Raw genomic sequence first — 15251 nt, forward strand, 5'->3', positions numbered from 1 at the left:
TTTTATTCGTTTACCTTAACCTCGATGGCTTGCGGTGTTGGTTGTTTTTTTTCAGAAGAAAAAACATAGGTATATAACCACATTAAAGTAAATGTGGGGATAAAGTCAAAGGGTAAAATCTCTTCAATAAAAACTACTGCTGCAGCAATTTTACCAGTAGTCCCTTCATACATATCACTCATTTTTTTAGCAGCAATAGGCGCCCAAATAAGATCAAGAAAGGGTCCCGCAACTGGTATAAACATAGTAGCCATACCTACAAGATCATATAAGATACTTTTTCTAAGTAATTTGAATTTGGTATTTTTCATTTTCAATTATTTAATTGTTTATAATAAAGCAATAAACATGCCAAATTTAAGATAGTTCTGTTCCTATCAATTTTAGGAATTCGTTTCGCGTTTCAATCTTTTCAAATTGTCCTCGAAAACCAGAAGTTGTGGTAACACTATTCTGCTTTTGTACACCTCGCATCATCATACACATATGCGAAGCTTCAATAACTACGGCAACACCTTTTGGTTTTAACGTGGTATTAATACACTCTAGTATGTCATGCGTTAGGCGTTCCTGCACTTGTAATCTACGGGCAAAAACATCCACTACCCTTGGTATTTTGCTTAAACCAACTATATATCCATTTGGTATGTAGGCGATATGTGCCTTTCCAAAGAACGGTAAAATATGGTGTTCACAAAGGGAATAAAGCTCAATTTCTTTTACAATCACCATATCGTTATAACTTTCAGCAAACATAGCGCTGCGAAGAATTTCAGCTGGATCTTGACAATGTCCAGAAGTTAGAAATTGCATCGCTTTGGCAGCTCTTTCCGGTGTTTTTAAAATACCCTCCCTGTCCACATCTTCTCCTATTCCTTTTAAAATTTCGGAAAAGTTATTTTTCAAGTCATCAGTCACATTTTCACTGTATTCTTCAAAGTATTTATACGATCCCATATTTTTTATTTCTATTAAAGTATTGCATTTTTTTTTCAATATGGCAATTTAATTTTACTAAATCTATAGCTATTTCAGTTTTTAACTTTTCGTTAGTAAACTATGCCAAAGGATACTCTTAGTTTTGTTTAACAACCACCTTAACCAATCACTCCGCCTATTTTTCTGAAGTGATTTTGCAAATCAAAGCTTTACAAACTTTTTTTAGTTTGTAACAATTTAATTCGAAGCATGTCTTTATTAAACAAAAAACAACCGTCAATGAAATTAGTAGTTTTGCTTCTTGCACTTTGCTTTTCCATTTCAATACAATCTCAAGAAAGAAAATCGCTCACTATTAGTAGAACTGATAATGCTCCCAAAATAGACGGAGTCTTGAATGACGACGCTTGGCAAAATGCAGACGAGGCAAAGGATTTTACACAGTTTAGACCCGAAATGGGGCTGGCTGAAAAGCCACATCAAAAAAGCATTGTAAAAATGGTATATGATGACAATGCTATTTATGTAGGAGCCTATTTGTACGACAATCCAGGAGACATAATGAAGCAATTTACCAGTAGGGATAACTTTGGGCAATCAGATTTTTTTGGTGTTGTGTTAAATCCAAATAATGATGCCCAAAATGATACAGAATTCTTCGTTTTTAGCTCAGGAACTCAGGCAGATGCTATTGCCAACCCTAGTAATGGAGAAGATTTTGGATGGAATGGAGTTTGGGATAGTAGCGTTCAAATTGTAGAAGATGGTTGGATTGTTGAAATGAAAATTCCTTATGCGAATTTGCGATTTGCTAATCAGGAAGTACAAACCTGGGGTTTACAGTTTCATAGAAGGTTTAGAACCGATAATTCACAATATTCTTGGAATCCCATTGATAGAACCAAAGGAAATATTGGGCTGTATCATGGCGTTCTTAACGGAATAGAAAATATATCACCCCCCACTCGCTTGAGTTTTTATCCCTTTGCATCGACATTAATTCGCACTTTTGACGGCGAAACAACAGATGATTATAGTTTGGGGATGGATGTAAAATACGGACTTACAGAGAACTTTACACTAGATGCCACTTTAATTCCAGACTTTAGTCAAGCTGGGTTTGACAATGTACAACTTAATTTAGGTCCGTTTGAACAAACCTTTTCTGAGCAACGACAGTTTTTTACCGAAGGTGTTGATCTTTTTAGTAAAGGAAATCTATTCTATTCACGTAGAATTGGTGGTCCCCCGTCAAGTTACCCTGAAATTGATGAGGATAATGAAAAATTAATTGGTCAACCTAATAAAGTGAAAGTGTTGAATGCGGTAAAAGTTTCTGGTCGTACAAAAAAAGGGCTTGGAATTGGTTTTTTTAATGCTATTACCGAAAAGACATCTGCAAAAATTAAAAATATTAATACGGGAGAAATACGCGAAGAAGTTGTGGAGCCTTTTACCAACTATAATATAATGGTTGTTGATCAGCAATTCAATAAAAACTCTTCAGTTAGTTTAATTAATACTAGTGTTATTCGAAACGGTGGATTTAGAGATGGTAATGTGACGGCTGCGTTATTCGATATTACAGACAAAGCAAATAAATGGAATGTTGATGGCGCTGTAAAGATGAGTAATCTGAACCTTCCCGAAGACAATAAAACAGGTTTTAGCACTTCACTTGAGGTAGAAAAAGTAAGTGGAAAATATCGCTATGGTATTGAAAATGTAACCGCAGACACCAAATATAATATTAACGATTTAGGGGTCTTATTCAGAAATAATTATAACAATTTTCATGCCTTCGGATCCTATCGAATTTTTGAACCTACGGAAACGTTTAACAACATTAATGTGTATATATGGGCTCAATACGAGTCGCTTTTTAAACCTAGTAAATATACTGGTAATGAAGTAGGTTTAGACATTTATACTCAATCTACAAAACTTTGGGAATACGGGATGAATGTTAATTACAAAATAGGAAAACAACACGACTATTTTGAACCTAGACGCGAAGGCTACTTTTTTACTTTTCAAAACGAAATGAATGTTTCTACCTATATGGGAACCAATTATGCTAAACGCCTAGCTAGTTTCGTTAATGCAGGTTTTGCAACTCAATTTGACCCAGAAAGAGATTTATTCTATTATTGGATTGGAGCAGAACCAAGAATGCGTTTTACAGATAAATTCTCATTAAGTTATAGTATCAATTACCAAGGTGGCGGCGGGGGCCGGGGATTTGTCACAAATCTTGATGATGATATTATCTTTGGAGAACGAGATCAAAAAACTGTAACAAATAGCATTTCTGGAAGCTACAATTTTAACCCTTTTCATGCACTATCACTTACTTTTCGAAATTATTGGGCCACCGTGACTTATGACAACCCTTTATTTGTGCTCCTAGAAGATGGTACGCTTTCCACAAAAGACAATATTTTAACAACCGATATTAGCGACCCTAATATCAATTTTAATACTTGGAATTTAGATTTTCGCTATACTTGGCAATTTGCTCCTGGAAGTCAATTAACAGCGCTTTACCGGAATTCTTTATTTAATTCAAATGCAGAGTCTTCTGCAACCTATTTTGAAAGTATTGAAAGACTTTTCGAACAGCCCATAGAGCACGTTTTCTCACTACGAGTCGTCTATTTTATAGATTATAACAACATTAAAAACGTATTCAAGAAAAACTCCTAAACCACTTCCCTTGTGCATTCAATGCGAATATACTATTTTCACGAAGTAATTCTAGGAAATGATTTCAGCAAACAACATTCATAAACATTTTGATACACTCCACGTATTAAAAGGAGTAGATTTATCCATTGAAAAAGGAGAAATTGTTTCCATTGTAGGGGCTTCAGGCGCGGGAAAAACAACCTTATTACAAATTATAGGGACTTTGGATAGTTTTTCAGAAGGCTCTTTGGAAATTGACGGAATTTCCATTGAAAGTTTAAATAGAAAAGCCGTGGCAAAATTCCGAAATGAAAAGTTGGGATTTATCTTTCAGTTTCATCAATTATTACCAGAGTTTACCGCCTTGGAAAATGTTTGTATTCCGGCATTCATTAAAAATACATCAAAGACCGAAGCCGAAAAAAGAGCCAAAGAACTACTCCACTTTTTAAGCTTATCACATCGCGAAAATCACAAACCTAATGAACTCTCTGGGGGAGAACAACAACGGGTTGCGGTTGCGAGAGCGCTTATGAATAACCCTGCCATTATTCTTGCAGATGAGCCCAGCGGAAATCTTGACACAGAAAGTGCAGAAAATCTGCACAAATTGTTCTTCAAATTACGGGACGAATTTGGCCAAACCTTTGTTATTGTAACCCACAATGAAGATTTAGCCGAAATGGCCGATAGAAAATTAGTGATGCAGGACGGGAAAATTATTTTGTAATATGAAGCAAAGCGAGCTCAAAGAATTTCTAGACGAAAAAGCCGCCTTTTACAATCAGCCAAAATTTATTGAAAGCGATCCCATTCAAATTCCGCATCAATTTACCCTAAAGGAGGATATTGAAATTGCAGGGTTTTTAACCGCCACCATTGCTTGGGGAAACCGAAAGAGTATTATAAACAATGCCCAAAGAATGGTACAATTACTGGATAACGCTCCCTACGATTTTATAATAAATCATTCTGATGAAGATTTAACACCTCTCGCCTCTTTTGTGCATCGAACCTTTAATGGAGAGGATTTCATTTATTTTGTTAAGGCGCTTCAAAATATCTATGTAAATCATAAGGGCTTGGAAGCTATTTTTTTACAAAATGCAGAAAAGGAATCTCTTCAAAAATCAATTTCTGAATTTAAAAAAATATTTTTCAGTATACCTCATTTTCCTAGAACGCAAAAGCATGTGAGTGATCCTTTAAAAAACTCTGCCGCAAAACGAATTAATATGTTTTTACGGTGGATGGTTCGCAATGACCAAAGAGGAGTTGATTTTGGAATTTGGAATAGTTTAAATCCCAGTCAGCTTTCGTGTCCACTAGATGTTCATAGTGGGAATATAGCAAGAAAATTAGGCCTCTTAAAGCGAAAACAAAACGATGCCAAAGCGTTATTTGAACTCGACACCAACCTTAGGAAACTTGATTCAAAAGATCCTGTTAAATATGATTTTGCGCTTTTTGGATTAGGCGTTTCCGAAAAGTTTTAATTATCACTCTTTTAACATAGATACATTACAATAAGTAATAGTTTTAAAATTGTTTAAAAGAGATTTTTAAAGATGATACCTTTTAATAAAAAAAACCTATTATATATTCCTAAATAGTAATATGATTATCCCCAAACTCCCCGCTAACGAATCCGAAAGACTAAACGAGGTGAAAAAATACAACCTCCTAGATACCTTACCCGAAGAATCATTGTTATACTTAAATTATATTGAAGAATCTAGCCTTACATTAAAAAACTATATCGATGGAATGCTCCAATTTTACAAATCTACAGAGCTTCTTGACCAACAAAAAAATAGTATTTCGGTGGTTGGTCTTTTTGAAGAAATTAAAGAGATGCTTATTTTAAATAAAGCTGAATTTGTATATCCAAAAGACCCAACAATTTTACACATAAATAAACCAGCAATTAGTCAAATTCTTTTAAATTTAGTAGACAATGCATTTAAATTCAATGCTGTTGGTGCCATAAAAGTACAAGTTTCATTTTTTGAAACTACAGATTATTACATTTTTACAGTTGAGGATAATGGAATGGGAATCCCAAAAGAAAAACAAGATGACGTATTCGAAATTTTTAAAACGGGTGGCATTAAAGATCTAAATCGAAAAGAAGGTACTGGAATTGGATTGGCAACTGTAAAAAACTTAGTAAACAAATTAGGGGGAGAAATTACGTTAGAGTCTGAAATTGGTAAAGGCAGTATTTTTACGTTTACAATAAAAAAATAAAAAGATTATTGTATTTTATCGTAAAAAAGTATCGCTTAGTCGATTATTTTTATATATTTGGTTTCTTAACCCTTAAATAACCTACTTATGAAATCAAAAATTACTTTACTTTTTTTCCTTAGTGCCTTAATGATTAGTTGCTCTAAAGAAGCAAATGTTGACCAAGAGGCTATAAAAGATGGAAATGATATGGATACAAGGCGTGACGAGCCTGGAGGAGGTGAACCAATTGTATTATATGATGATTTACTTCTAGCTGGACAGCATATAGAATCAGGGACTATTTCTGCAGTTCTTGTAGAGGGAGTTATTGAAGTCACATATAATACCAATAGTGATTGGGAAATAGAAGAAACTCATTTATTTGTGGGTGACTTAAGTGATTTACCGACCAACGGTGGTGGAAACCCAAAAATTGGGCGGTTTCCATACAAAGGTAATCATGCTTCAGGAACAAGCACGGTAACTTACTCTACTATTGAACTCCAACAAGGTGAATGTGTTTATGTGGCGGCCCATGCAGTGGTAACCAATGTGAACACTGGACAAACTGAAACAGCTTGGGGTAATGGTGTCCCAATTGGAGGTAATAGCTGGGCCATGATGTTTGAGGTCTGTTACTAGATTTGATATAATATTATAAAAAAGTCTCCACCCAAGGAGGCTTTTTTTTTTGTTATATAACTTTTTATCTATTCCTTATTTAAAATCTATGTTTATATTTGGCAAATAAAATTAGGAATGCAGTTTAAACACCCAGAAATTCTATATGCCTTACTCCTACTGCTTATCCCTATTTTTGTTCATCTTTTTCAATTACGTAGATTTCAAAAAATAGATTTTACCAATGTTGCTTTCCTTAAAAAAGCCACATTACAAACCCGCAAAAGTTCGCGCCTTAAAAAATGGCTCACACTTCTCACTCGCCTATTGGCATTGGCCTGTATTATTTTTGCTTTTGCACAGCCATTTTCTGCTTCAAAAAAAGCCTTAAATACCGAAAAGGAAACCGTTCTTTACATCGATAACTCCTTTAGTATGGAGGTCAAAGGAAGTAATGGACCTATGCTTAAAAAGGTTGTCCAAGATATTTATGAAAATGTAAATGGGGATATGAAACTTAGTTGGTTTACGAATGATGAGTCGAAAAAAAATGTTTCTCAAACCGATTTAAAAAATGAAGTCCTCTCTTTAAAGTATTCGCAAAATCAAATGGATTTGCAAGATGTTTTATTGAAAGCACAGCAATTATTTTCAAAAAGCACTACGGCAGATAAAAAATTAATCCTTGTTTCAGATTTTCAACAAAAAGGAAGTTTTCCAGCGGTGGATTCTACGTTTTCTATCAATGTCGTCCAAACGAAACCAGTTGTAACGGCTAATTTAGCCATTGATACGGCCTATATTATTTCGAAAAACGCAAATAATATCCAGTTACAAGTAACGGTTTCAAAAACGGGAGAACTTCCAGAAACAGCTTCCATATCGTTATTAAACGATGGGAAACTCATTGCCAAAACCGCCGTGGATTTTTCAGAAAGTACCAAAAACACAATTGTTTTTGACATTGAGAACACCCAGAATTTTATTGGAGAAATTCAGATGGACGACACCCAACTTAGCTATGACAACTCACTGTTTTTCAGTATTAATTATAAAGAAAAAATAAAGGTATTATCTATTAACCAATCCAATTCAGATTTCTTGCGAAAACTATTCGATAATGAAGGATACGACTATGTTCAGCAGGAATTTAATCAGTTAAATTTTAGTGTTATTCCATCGCAAAACTTTATCGTTCTAAATGAATTAAAATCCATCCCTGCATCTTTAACAACGACCCTAAGGGAATTTAGCAATCAAGGAGGAAGTATCTTTATTATTCCTGCCAAGGATTTGGATATTGCTAGTTATAATCTTTTACTCAACACACTGCAAGTTGGAACCATAAATGGAGATGCTATTTCTGCAGAAAAGAAAATTGCAAAAATTAATTTCTCCCATCCTTTATATACTAATGTGTTTGAAAAAAGGGTTACTAACTTTCAGTTTCCCTCTGTACAATCATTTTTTCAAATGACATCCAACGCTTCAAAAGTGTTGTCCTTTGAAGATGATAAGCCCTTTTTACTTCAAACTGGAAATACATTTGTTACAACTGCCGCTTTTAATCAACAAAACTCCAATTTTAAAACCTCTCCACTTATCGTGCCTACACTCATTAATATGGCTCAGCAAAGTTTGTCCCTCCCCAAATTATATTTTGATGCAGGGAAATTAAACACATTTGCCATTCCTGAAAAGCTTACCCAAGATGAAATTGTAACCTTAAAAGACAGTATTTCCTCTTTTATTCCGCTGCAGCAAACCAAAGCCAATAGTGTTGAAATTACTACTGAAAATGAGCCTGCCAAAGCTGGAAATTATGGAGTTTACCAAAATGAACAATTGTTGCAATACATAAGTTATAATTATCCAAGGACCGAAAGCCGGCTAACCTATGCAAATGCTGAAGATTGGGAGGGGGTAGAAACCTTTTCTTCGGTTTCTGATTTGTTTAATTCTATAGCCGAAGAAAATAATACTACGAGTTTCTGGAAATGGTTTGTTATTTTTGCAGTGTTGTTCCTTTTAGTTGAAATGTTTATCCTAAAATTCTTTAAATGAAGATTTTACTGAAATCCGCTACCATTGTTGACCCCACCAGCAAACATCACTTAAAGAAAAGAGATGTCCTCATTGAAAAAGGAATCATTAAAAAAATAGCTACTGCTATCTCTGAAACATCGGCAAATACCATTTCACTTAAAAATTTACATATTTCACAGGGTTGGTTCGATAGTAGTGTGTCTTTTGGAGAACCTGGATATGAAGAACGCGAAACACTAGAAAACGGATTGCGAGTAGCTGCCAAAAGCGGATTTACAGCTGTAGCTGTAAATGCAAATACCAATCCCGTTACAGATTCGAAATCGGATATAAAATTTCTAAAATCAAAAATTCACAATAGCCCTGTAGATTTATATCCTACGGGCGCACTCACAACAGGAAGCCAAGGAGTGGATTTAGCAGAGCTTTACGATATGCAAAATGAAGGCGCTGTGAGTTTCTATGACTATCAGAAGCCCATCACCAATGCCAACTTACTTAAAATTGCCTTGCAATATGTTCAAAATTTTAACGGATTGGTACAATCCTTTCCCTTAGAAGTTTCGGTAGCAAAAAACGGTATGGTCAACGAAGAGGTTAATGGAACAAAGCTTGGCCTTAAAGGAATTCCGGCCCTTTCAGAAGAATTACAAATAGCACGAGATTTATATTTACTCGAATACACTGGTGGAAGATTACACATCCCCACCATTTCTACAGCTGCCTCTGTACAACTTATTAAAGAGGCCAAAAAGAAAGGATTGCAAGTAACGTGTAGTGTTTGTATAAATCATTTGTATTTAACAGACGACGTACTTGAAAGTTTCGACACAGATTATAAAGTACTTCCACCACTTAGAACCGAAAAAGACAGAAGGGCATTGCTTAAAGGATTAAAAGATGGCATTATCGATGGAGTAACTAGCGACCACAACCCTATTGATGTTGAGCATAAGCGTACCGAATTTGACCACGCACTCTTTGGAAGTATAGGCCTAGAAAGCTGTTTTGGGGCTTTGTTAAAAGTAACCGACTTGGAAGCGGCCATAAACTCTCTTACCAGACTAAAAAGCACTTTTGGGGTAGTTTCGTCAAGTATAGCTGAAGGAGCACCAGCTAACTTGAGTCTTTTTAACCCTGATGTTGAATGGATTTTTACAGAGGAGTCTATTCTTTCTACTTCAAAGAATACCGCGCTTAAAAATCAAACCATGAAAGGGAATGTGTATGGGATTATTAACAACAATCAGTTGGTAATTAATGAATAATCCTTCAGCCAAAACAAAAGCCATTATTGCATACATCACTTTTATTGGATTACTCATCGCTATTTCGATGAATCAAGAAAAAAAAGAAGAATATACCCTTTGGCACATCAAAAATATGTTTGGGTTGCTAATCATTCTTTTTATTGCGGTAGCACTTCAAAATAGTTTTATTGGTTTCTACATTTACTGGACGTGTGCTATATTTTGGTTATTTTCTTTAATCATGGCTATCGTTGGAAGAAAAAAGGGAATTCCCTTTTTTAGTGAAAAATTTCAGCAATGGTTCACTTTTTTGGGTTAGAAAGTTTATCTTTAACTAGTTAATCACTAACCTAAACCTTTTCATATTATGTCAGAAACTGTTTCAGATAACGGAAAAACCGTTGCTATTGTTTCCTATTTAACACTAATAGGATGGATTGTTGCTTTTATAATGCACAATAATAACAAAACCGAACTAGGTGCTTACCACCTCCGTCAAATGTTAGGCCTTTTGCTTTTAGGAATTACACTCTCAATTATAGCTAGGGTGGTAGGTATTCCCGTGGTTGTTTGGGTATTACAAATTGGAGTATTTGCACTATGGATAATGGGACTCATTGGTGCCTTTAATGGTGAAAAAAAACCAGTACCACTTCTTGGAGAGCAATTCCAGCAATGGTTTAAAGGAATAGGATAAAAATATTTTCCTTGTAGAATAGATGCCGTATTTTTGCGGCATCTTTTTTTTATACCCATGAAACAAAATCTCTCTTTAGAACATAATTATCGGCCAAGCTCTTTAACCGAAAATGCCCCAGTAATCATTATGCTTCATGGCTATGGGAGCGACGAAAACGATTTGTTTTCTTTTGCTTCCGAATTACGGTCAGAATATGCTGTGATCGCATTAAAAGCACCACATAGGCTTCAGCCTTTTGGGAATGCTTGGTACCATATTTATTTTGACAATCCAAAAGACAAATGGAGCGATGACGCACAGGCTATTGAGTCCAGAGAGTTAGTTGTAACTGTAATTCATGAAATCATTGAGAAGTATCCAGTCGATAAAGACAATGTAACGCTCTTAGGTTTCAGTCAGGGAACGATTCTAAGTTTTGCTGTTGCACTAAGCTATCCCAAAAAGGTAAAAAATGTAATTGGTTTAAGTGGCTATGTCAACAAAGCCATTTTGAGAGAAAATTACACTGAAAATAATTTTAGCAATTTAAACATTTACAGTTCCCATGGAAGTGTCGATCAAGTTATCCCTGTAGAATGGGCACGAAAAACGAAGCCATTTCTACAAGACCTAAATATAGATTGCCATTATTCTGAATTTCCAGTAGGTCACGGAGTTGCCCCTCAAAATTTTTATGAATTTAAAGAATGGCTTAAAAACCATTCCTAATTTGGATACAATACTGAAGAAATTGGGGTTAGTTCCAATTCCATTTTATCATTATAAAAATATTCGATAATCATTTCTCCCCAGAATTTTCCGTCGCTAAAGTCGGCAAGAATCCAACGATGATTTAAAAACTTTACTTTATTCACGCGCATTTCCCCATACATGCCTTCTACTGGAATTAACGTATTTCCACCCTTTTCTAGATTTCTTTCATAAATCATTTCAGTCACTACTTTTTCTACTTCTGCTGCATCCAAGCCTAGATTTTCTAAATAGGTCATGGCGTTATCATTTCCTTGTAAAGTAAAATAGTTAAGATTTCCAATGTTATCTTGTAATACATTTATTGAATCATTTGCTGTTTTTACTTTTTCTGTAAGCGAATCAATTTTACTTTCTTGCGATTCAAAAATGGACTTTTCATTCATATATTGAAACAGGATAAATAAGACCGCAAAGAAAAATAGATACATAAAAATTTTAGACTTCATAACTATACAGTAATTTTTAAGGTGTCATACGCCAAATGAACATGTTTAGGAAGCTTGGCTTCTACTTCCTCATGGAAACCCATTAAATGACTTATATGTGTAAAATAGGTGGTTTCGGGTTGCAATTCTTTAATTAATTCTAAAGCTTCCTTTATATTTAAATGTGACTCGTGATGTTTTTCACGAAGCGCATTAATCACCAATACTTTTAGACCTTTTAACTTTTGCTTTTCAGTATCGTCAATGGTTTTCACATCAGTCATATACGCAAAATCATCTATTCTAAAACCTAAAACAGGTAAATTTGCGTGCATTGCTTCCACTGGAATCACTATTTTTCCACCTAACTCGAAGGAATGTTTCTTACTAATTTCAACTTCTTTAATGGTTGGAGCTCCTGGATATTTATTTACCGTTTCAAAAACATAACTAAATCGCTGTTTTAATGCTTCAAACACTCTCTTTTCAGCATAAAAAGCTAGTTCGCCTTGTCTAAAATTAAAAGGTCGAATGTCGTCAATTCCAGCTACATGATCATTGTGCTCATGAGTTAACAAAACACCATTAATAAACGTAACGTTTTCTCGAAGCATTTGTTGTCGAAAATCGGGACCACAATCAATAACGTATTGGTAATCTCCCCAAGCAATCATTACCGAAACCCGCAATCTTTTATCTTTAAAATCGTTACTTAGACAAACAGGATGCGAGCTTCCAATAACAGGAATTCCTTGGGAAGTACCAGTTCCTAAAAACGTAATAGTTAGGGGTAAATTCATTGGCACAAAAATAACAGTATTTTTTTTGTTAGCCTATGGTATTTACTACCTTTGTAAAAGGGTACTTAATATAAAATTGCTATGCCAGAAATCATTCCAGGCGATAAGAATTTTGAGACCATTCCATCGATAAAGGATAAGGCTCTTAGAATTAATTTAAACGAAAATATTTACGGAACATTTGCAGAAATTGGGGCGGGTCAAGAGACTGTACGTAATTTCTTTAGAGCAGGAGGGGCTTCCGGGACCATTGCTAAGACTATGTCGGCTTACGACAAAGATTTTAGCGATGCTATTTATGGAGAAGAAGAGGACGGGCGTTATGTCACAGAATCACGCTTAAAGAAAATGTTGTCGCATGAAATTCAACTTATTGAAGAACGAATTGTAAGGGAAAAGCATCCTAACAAAATGTTCTTTTCTTACGCCAACACGGTTACAACCATAGATTTTGCCAAACAATTTAAAGGCCATGGTTGGGTAGGAATACGCTTTCAAACCGATCCTAACGAAGATTACAGCGAAATAGTGCTTCATATTCGTTTTAAAGAAACCGAAGCCGTATTACAGCAGCAAACTCTTGGTATTCTTGGTGTAAATCTTATATACGGTGCCTTTTATAAACATGATCAGCCTAAAAAGTTACTTCGTTATTTGTACGATCATATTGATAAAGATAAAATTGAAATTGATACCATTAATTTTGAAGGCCCAAAATTTGAAACAGTCGATAATCGATTGATGAGTCTTCAATTGATCAAAAATGAAATGACCGAGGCAGTTATCTTTGGCCCAGATGGAAATAATATATTACCTGCGCGTATTCTTTATAAAAAGAATGTTCTTGCCTTACGTGGAAGTTTTAGACCAGTAACTAAGGTCAATATGGATATGTATGAAAGGTCGCTTCAAATGTTCCTAAATGAAAAGAAAGTTGATCCAGAAAAAACATTAGTAATTTTTGAAATTACATTATCCAATCTAAGAGCCGAAGGAGAAATAGATGAACAAGATTTTATGGATCGCGCCAGATTGCTTTGTTCGTTAGGGCAAACAGTAATGATTTCTAACTTTAAGGAATATTACAAACTTGTTGAATACTTTTCAAATTATACACGCGCCCGAATGGGACTAACCATGGGAGTCAATAATCTAGTAGATATATTTGACGAAAAATACTACCGCCATTTAAGCGGTGGTATCCTAGAGGCTTTTGGAAAACTATTCTTCAAAGATTTAAAAGTGTATCTCTACCCTATGCTTGACCCTGAAACAGGTGAATTGATAAACAGTGACAATTTAAAAGTTCACCCACGTATGAAAGAATTATACAAATTCTTTAAATACAACGGAAAGCTAGTGGATATTCAAGATTACAATCCAGAAATTTTAAGTGTATTCTCACGAGAAGTGCTCAAAAAGATTGAAGATAACGACTCTGGATGGGAGAAAATGCTTCCCGAAGGTGTCGCCAATCTTATTAAAGAAAAAGAATTATTTAATTATCATAAGGACTCTAAAAAAGAAGTGACAAACTAGTCCAATATTTGGGTAGCATGTTCTTTACTTTTAACTTTATCGATTACTCGATCGATAATTCCTTTTTCGTTTATCACAAATGTAATACGGTGGATGCCATCAAACTTACGTCCCATAAACTTTTTGGGTCCCCAAACACCAAAGGCATTAATAACTTGCTTATCCACATCCGCTAATAAAGGATAAGGAAATCCAAATTTTTTCTTGAAATTTCCTTGTTTTCTTTGTGTATCTGCACTTACCCCAAGAATCTCATAACCGGCTTTTTGAAGCTCACCATAATGATCACTTAAGTTACAGGCCTCCACAGTACAAGTAGGCGTGCTTGCAGCAGGGTAGAAAAAAACAACCAGTTTTTTCCCTTTATAGTCTGCCATAGAAATGGTATTGCCATCTTGATCTTTGGCCGTAAAATTTGGTGCTTTGTCTCCCAGTTTTAGTGTATTCATTTATGTATTTTTGTTGGATTAAATAGAAATAGTTGGCTTTACTAAAGCGAATGTAAATTTACTGAAAATGACTAAGAAGGAAAAGGTACAATTTGTTATATCTACGTTAAAAGACTTATACCCCCAAATTCCTATTCCTCTTGATCATAAAGACCCCTACACGCTTCTTATTGCTGTGTTACTTTCTGCCCAAAGCACCGATGTTCGCGTAAACCAAATTACCCCACTCCTTTTTGAAGTTGCAGACAATCCCCACGATATGGTAAAACTGACCGTGGAAGAAATACGAGAAATTATAAAACCTGTAGGTCTTTCCCCTATGAAAAGTAAAGGCATCCACGGACTTTCAAAAATATTAATTGAAAAACACAACGGAAAAGTACCTAAAAGTTTTGAAGCCTTAGAAGAACTTCCTTCTGTGGGGCATAAAACGGCAAGTGTAGTGATGTCGCAAGTATTTCATGTTCCTGCCTTTCCTGTAGATACCCATATCCACCGATTAATGTATCGGTGGGGTTTAAGCAATGGTAAAAATGTAGTCCAAACCGAAAAAGATGCCAAACGCCTCTTCCCTAAAGACCTTTGGAATGAGTTACACTTACAAATAATTTGGTATGGTCGTCAATACTCACCAGCACGCGGTTGGGACTTAGAAAAGGATGTAATTACAAAAACAGTGGGGAGAAAGAGTGTTATTAATGAGTATTTGAAAAAGAAAAAATAAAGCTCTTAATCTATCATCATATTAATAATACTCATAAAAAAACTTAAAAATAAACTTCCCTTATAAGAATCTTTCCAAAAAGTAA

At 34.9% G+C, this 15251-nt stretch carries 17 protein-coding genes; 12 read left to right on the top strand and 5 right to left on the bottom strand.

Going from position 1 to position 15251, the window contains the following annotated elements; all coding sequences use genetic code 11:
* Positions 1-2: 2 nt before the first annotated feature.
* Together KXJ69_RS07730 and folE are read right to left on the bottom strand one after the other, a co-directional pair.
* The gene (locus tag KXJ69_RS07730; protein WP_219052431.1) at positions 3-311 is read right to left on the bottom strand and encodes a hypothetical protein; all 309 of its coding nucleotides are present in this window, start codon (positions 309-311) and stop codon (positions 3-5) included.
* A gap of 46 nt (positions 312-357) precedes the next feature.
* Positions 358-957: a GTP cyclohydrolase I FolE gene (gene folE, locus KXJ69_RS07735; protein WP_219052432.1), complete on the bottom strand. Its 600-nt coding sequence runs from the start codon at positions 955-957 to the stop codon at positions 358-360.
* A 261-nt stretch (positions 958-1218) separates the two neighbouring features.
* Between folE and KXJ69_RS07740 the strand changes: the two genes are divergently transcribed.
* The 10 genes from KXJ69_RS07740 to KXJ69_RS07785 all read left to right on the top strand — a co-directional run bounded on the left by KXJ69_RS07740 (position 1219) and on the right by KXJ69_RS07785 (position 11184).
* Positions 1219-3645 (top strand): DUF5916 domain-containing protein, encoded by a 2427-nt coding sequence (locus KXJ69_RS07740; protein ID WP_219052433.1) that lies wholly within the window; start codon positions 1219-1221, stop codon positions 3643-3645.
* Positions 3646-3703: 58 nt separating this feature from the next.
* On the top strand, positions 3704-4357 hold the full coding sequence (locus tag KXJ69_RS07745) for an ABC transporter ATP-binding protein (protein WP_219052434.1): 654 nt from the start codon (positions 3704-3706) through the stop codon (positions 4355-4357).
* A 1-nt stretch (position 4358) separates the two neighbouring features.
* The gene (locus KXJ69_RS07750) at positions 4359-5123 is read left to right on the top strand and encodes a TIGR02757 family protein (protein WP_219052435.1); all 765 of its coding nucleotides are present in this window, start codon (positions 4359-4361) and stop codon (positions 5121-5123) included.
* A 121-nt stretch (positions 5124-5244) separates the two neighbouring features.
* Positions 5245-5877: a sensor histidine kinase gene (locus KXJ69_RS07755; RefSeq protein ID WP_219052436.1), complete on the top strand. Its 633-nt coding sequence runs from the start codon at positions 5245-5247 to the stop codon at positions 5875-5877.
* Positions 5878-5964: 87 nt separating this feature from the next.
* The gene (locus KXJ69_RS07760) at positions 5965-6501 is read left to right on the top strand and encodes a hypothetical protein (protein WP_219052437.1); all 537 of its coding nucleotides are present in this window, start codon (positions 5965-5967) and stop codon (positions 6499-6501) included.
* Between the two features lie 117 nt (positions 6502-6618).
* Entirely contained in the window at positions 6619-8544 is a 1926-nt protein-coding gene (locus KXJ69_RS07765) for a BatA domain-containing protein (protein ID WP_219052438.1), read from the top strand.
* Positions 8541-9794 (top strand): dihydroorotase, encoded by a 1254-nt coding sequence (locus KXJ69_RS07770; protein WP_219052439.1) that lies wholly within the window; start codon positions 8541-8543, stop codon positions 9792-9794. The genes KXJ69_RS07765 and KXJ69_RS07770 overlap by 4 nt, the downstream gene beginning before the upstream one ends.
* Positions 9787-10095 (top strand): hypothetical protein, encoded by a 309-nt coding sequence (locus KXJ69_RS07775; protein ID WP_219052440.1) that lies wholly within the window; start codon positions 9787-9789, stop codon positions 10093-10095. The genes KXJ69_RS07770 and KXJ69_RS07775 overlap by 8 nt, the downstream gene beginning before the upstream one ends.
* A gap of 48 nt (positions 10096-10143) precedes the next feature.
* Positions 10144-10473: a hypothetical protein gene (locus KXJ69_RS07780; RefSeq protein ID WP_219052441.1), complete on the top strand. Its 330-nt coding sequence runs from the start codon at positions 10144-10146 to the stop codon at positions 10471-10473.
* 57 nt (positions 10474-10530) lie between these two features.
* Positions 10531-11184, top strand: a complete 654-nt coding sequence (locus KXJ69_RS07785; protein ID WP_219052442.1) for an alpha/beta hydrolase — start codon at positions 10531-10533, stop codon at positions 11182-11184.
* On the opposite strand, the gene KXJ69_RS07790 is transcribed toward KXJ69_RS07785, so the two are convergent.
* Positions 11181-11675: a hypothetical protein gene (locus KXJ69_RS07790; protein WP_219052443.1), complete on the bottom strand. Its 495-nt coding sequence runs from the start codon at positions 11673-11675 to the stop codon at positions 11181-11183. The two genes, KXJ69_RS07785 and KXJ69_RS07790, sit on opposite strands and share 4 nt — an antisense overlap.
* A gap of 2 nt (positions 11676-11677) precedes the next feature.
* Complete coding sequence (locus KXJ69_RS07795) at positions 11678-12454, bottom strand: MBL fold metallo-hydrolase (RefSeq protein WP_219052444.1); 777 nt, start codon at positions 12452-12454, stop codon at positions 11678-11680.
* Between the two features lie 81 nt (positions 12455-12535).
* Between KXJ69_RS07795 and KXJ69_RS07800 the strand changes: the two genes are divergently transcribed.
* A complete protein-coding gene (locus KXJ69_RS07800; RefSeq protein ID WP_219052445.1) occupies positions 12536-13993 on the top strand; it encodes a TonB-dependent receptor in 1458 nt (485 codons plus the stop codon).
* Here KXJ69_RS07800 and bcp read toward each other — a convergent pair.
* On the bottom strand, positions 13990-14442 hold the full coding sequence (gene bcp, locus KXJ69_RS07805) for a thioredoxin-dependent thiol peroxidase (RefSeq protein WP_219052446.1): 453 nt from the start codon (positions 14440-14442) through the stop codon (positions 13990-13992). The two genes, KXJ69_RS07800 and bcp, sit on opposite strands and share 4 nt — an antisense overlap.
* Before the next feature lie 67 nt (positions 14443-14509).
* On the opposite strand from bcp, the gene KXJ69_RS07810 reads away from it, so the two are divergent.
* On the top strand, positions 14510-15166 hold the full coding sequence (locus KXJ69_RS07810; RefSeq protein WP_219052447.1) for an endonuclease III domain-containing protein: 657 nt from the start codon (positions 14510-14512) through the stop codon (positions 15164-15166).
* The last annotated feature ends 85 nt before the right edge of the window (positions 15167-15251 follow it).

It is taken from the genome of Halomarinibacterium sedimenti, assembly GCF_019312585.1.
Classification (GTDB): domain Bacteria; phylum Bacteroidota; class Bacteroidia; order Flavobacteriales; family Flavobacteriaceae; genus Halomarinibacterium; species Halomarinibacterium sedimenti.

What these genes read in the sequence shown, in the direction of transcription:
- KXJ69_RS07730 (WP_219052431.1), bottom strand. Translation starts at nt 311, where the DNA reads ATGAAAAATACCAAATTCAAATTACTTAGAAAAAGTATCTTATATGAT.
- folE (WP_219052432.1), bottom strand. Translation starts at nt 957, where the DNA reads ATGGGATCGTATAAATACTTTGAAGAATACAGTGAAAATGTGACTGAT.
- KXJ69_RS07740 (WP_219052433.1), top strand. Translation starts at nt 1,219, where the DNA reads ATGAAATTAGTAGTTTTGCTTCTTGCACTTTGCTTTTCCATTTCAATA.
- KXJ69_RS07745 (WP_219052434.1), top strand. Translation starts at nt 3,704, where the DNA reads ATGATTTCAGCAAACAACATTCATAAACATTTTGATACACTCCACGTA.
- KXJ69_RS07750 (WP_219052435.1), top strand. Translation starts at nt 4,359, where the DNA reads ATGAAGCAAAGCGAGCTCAAAGAATTTCTAGACGAAAAAGCCGCCTTT.
- KXJ69_RS07755 (WP_219052436.1), top strand. Translation starts at nt 5,245, where the DNA reads ATGATTATCCCCAAACTCCCCGCTAACGAATCCGAAAGACTAAACGAG.
- KXJ69_RS07760 (WP_219052437.1), top strand. Translation starts at nt 5,965, where the DNA reads ATGAAATCAAAAATTACTTTACTTTTTTTCCTTAGTGCCTTAATGATT.
- KXJ69_RS07765 (WP_219052438.1), top strand. Translation starts at nt 6,619, where the DNA reads ATGCAGTTTAAACACCCAGAAATTCTATATGCCTTACTCCTACTGCTT.
- KXJ69_RS07770 (WP_219052439.1), top strand. Translation starts at nt 8,541, where the DNA reads ATGAAGATTTTACTGAAATCCGCTACCATTGTTGACCCCACCAGCAAA.
- KXJ69_RS07775 (WP_219052440.1), top strand. Translation starts at nt 9,787, where the DNA reads ATGAATAATCCTTCAGCCAAAACAAAAGCCATTATTGCATACATCACT.
- KXJ69_RS07780 (WP_219052441.1), top strand. Translation starts at nt 10,144, where the DNA reads ATGTCAGAAACTGTTTCAGATAACGGAAAAACCGTTGCTATTGTTTCC.
- KXJ69_RS07785 (WP_219052442.1), top strand. Translation starts at nt 10,531, where the DNA reads ATGAAACAAAATCTCTCTTTAGAACATAATTATCGGCCAAGCTCTTTA.
- KXJ69_RS07790 (WP_219052443.1), bottom strand. Translation starts at nt 11,675, where the DNA reads ATGAAGTCTAAAATTTTTATGTATCTATTTTTCTTTGCGGTCTTATTT.
- KXJ69_RS07795 (WP_219052444.1), bottom strand. Translation starts at nt 12,454, where the DNA reads ATGAATTTACCCCTAACTATTACGTTTTTAGGAACTGGTACTTCCCAA.
- KXJ69_RS07800 (WP_219052445.1), top strand. Translation starts at nt 12,536, where the DNA reads ATGCCAGAAATCATTCCAGGCGATAAGAATTTTGAGACCATTCCATCG.
- bcp (WP_219052446.1), bottom strand. Translation starts at nt 14,442, where the DNA reads ATGAATACACTAAAACTGGGAGACAAAGCACCAAATTTTACGGCCAAA.
- KXJ69_RS07810 (WP_219052447.1), top strand. Translation starts at nt 14,510, where the DNA reads ATGACTAAGAAGGAAAAGGTACAATTTGTTATATCTACGTTAAAAGAC.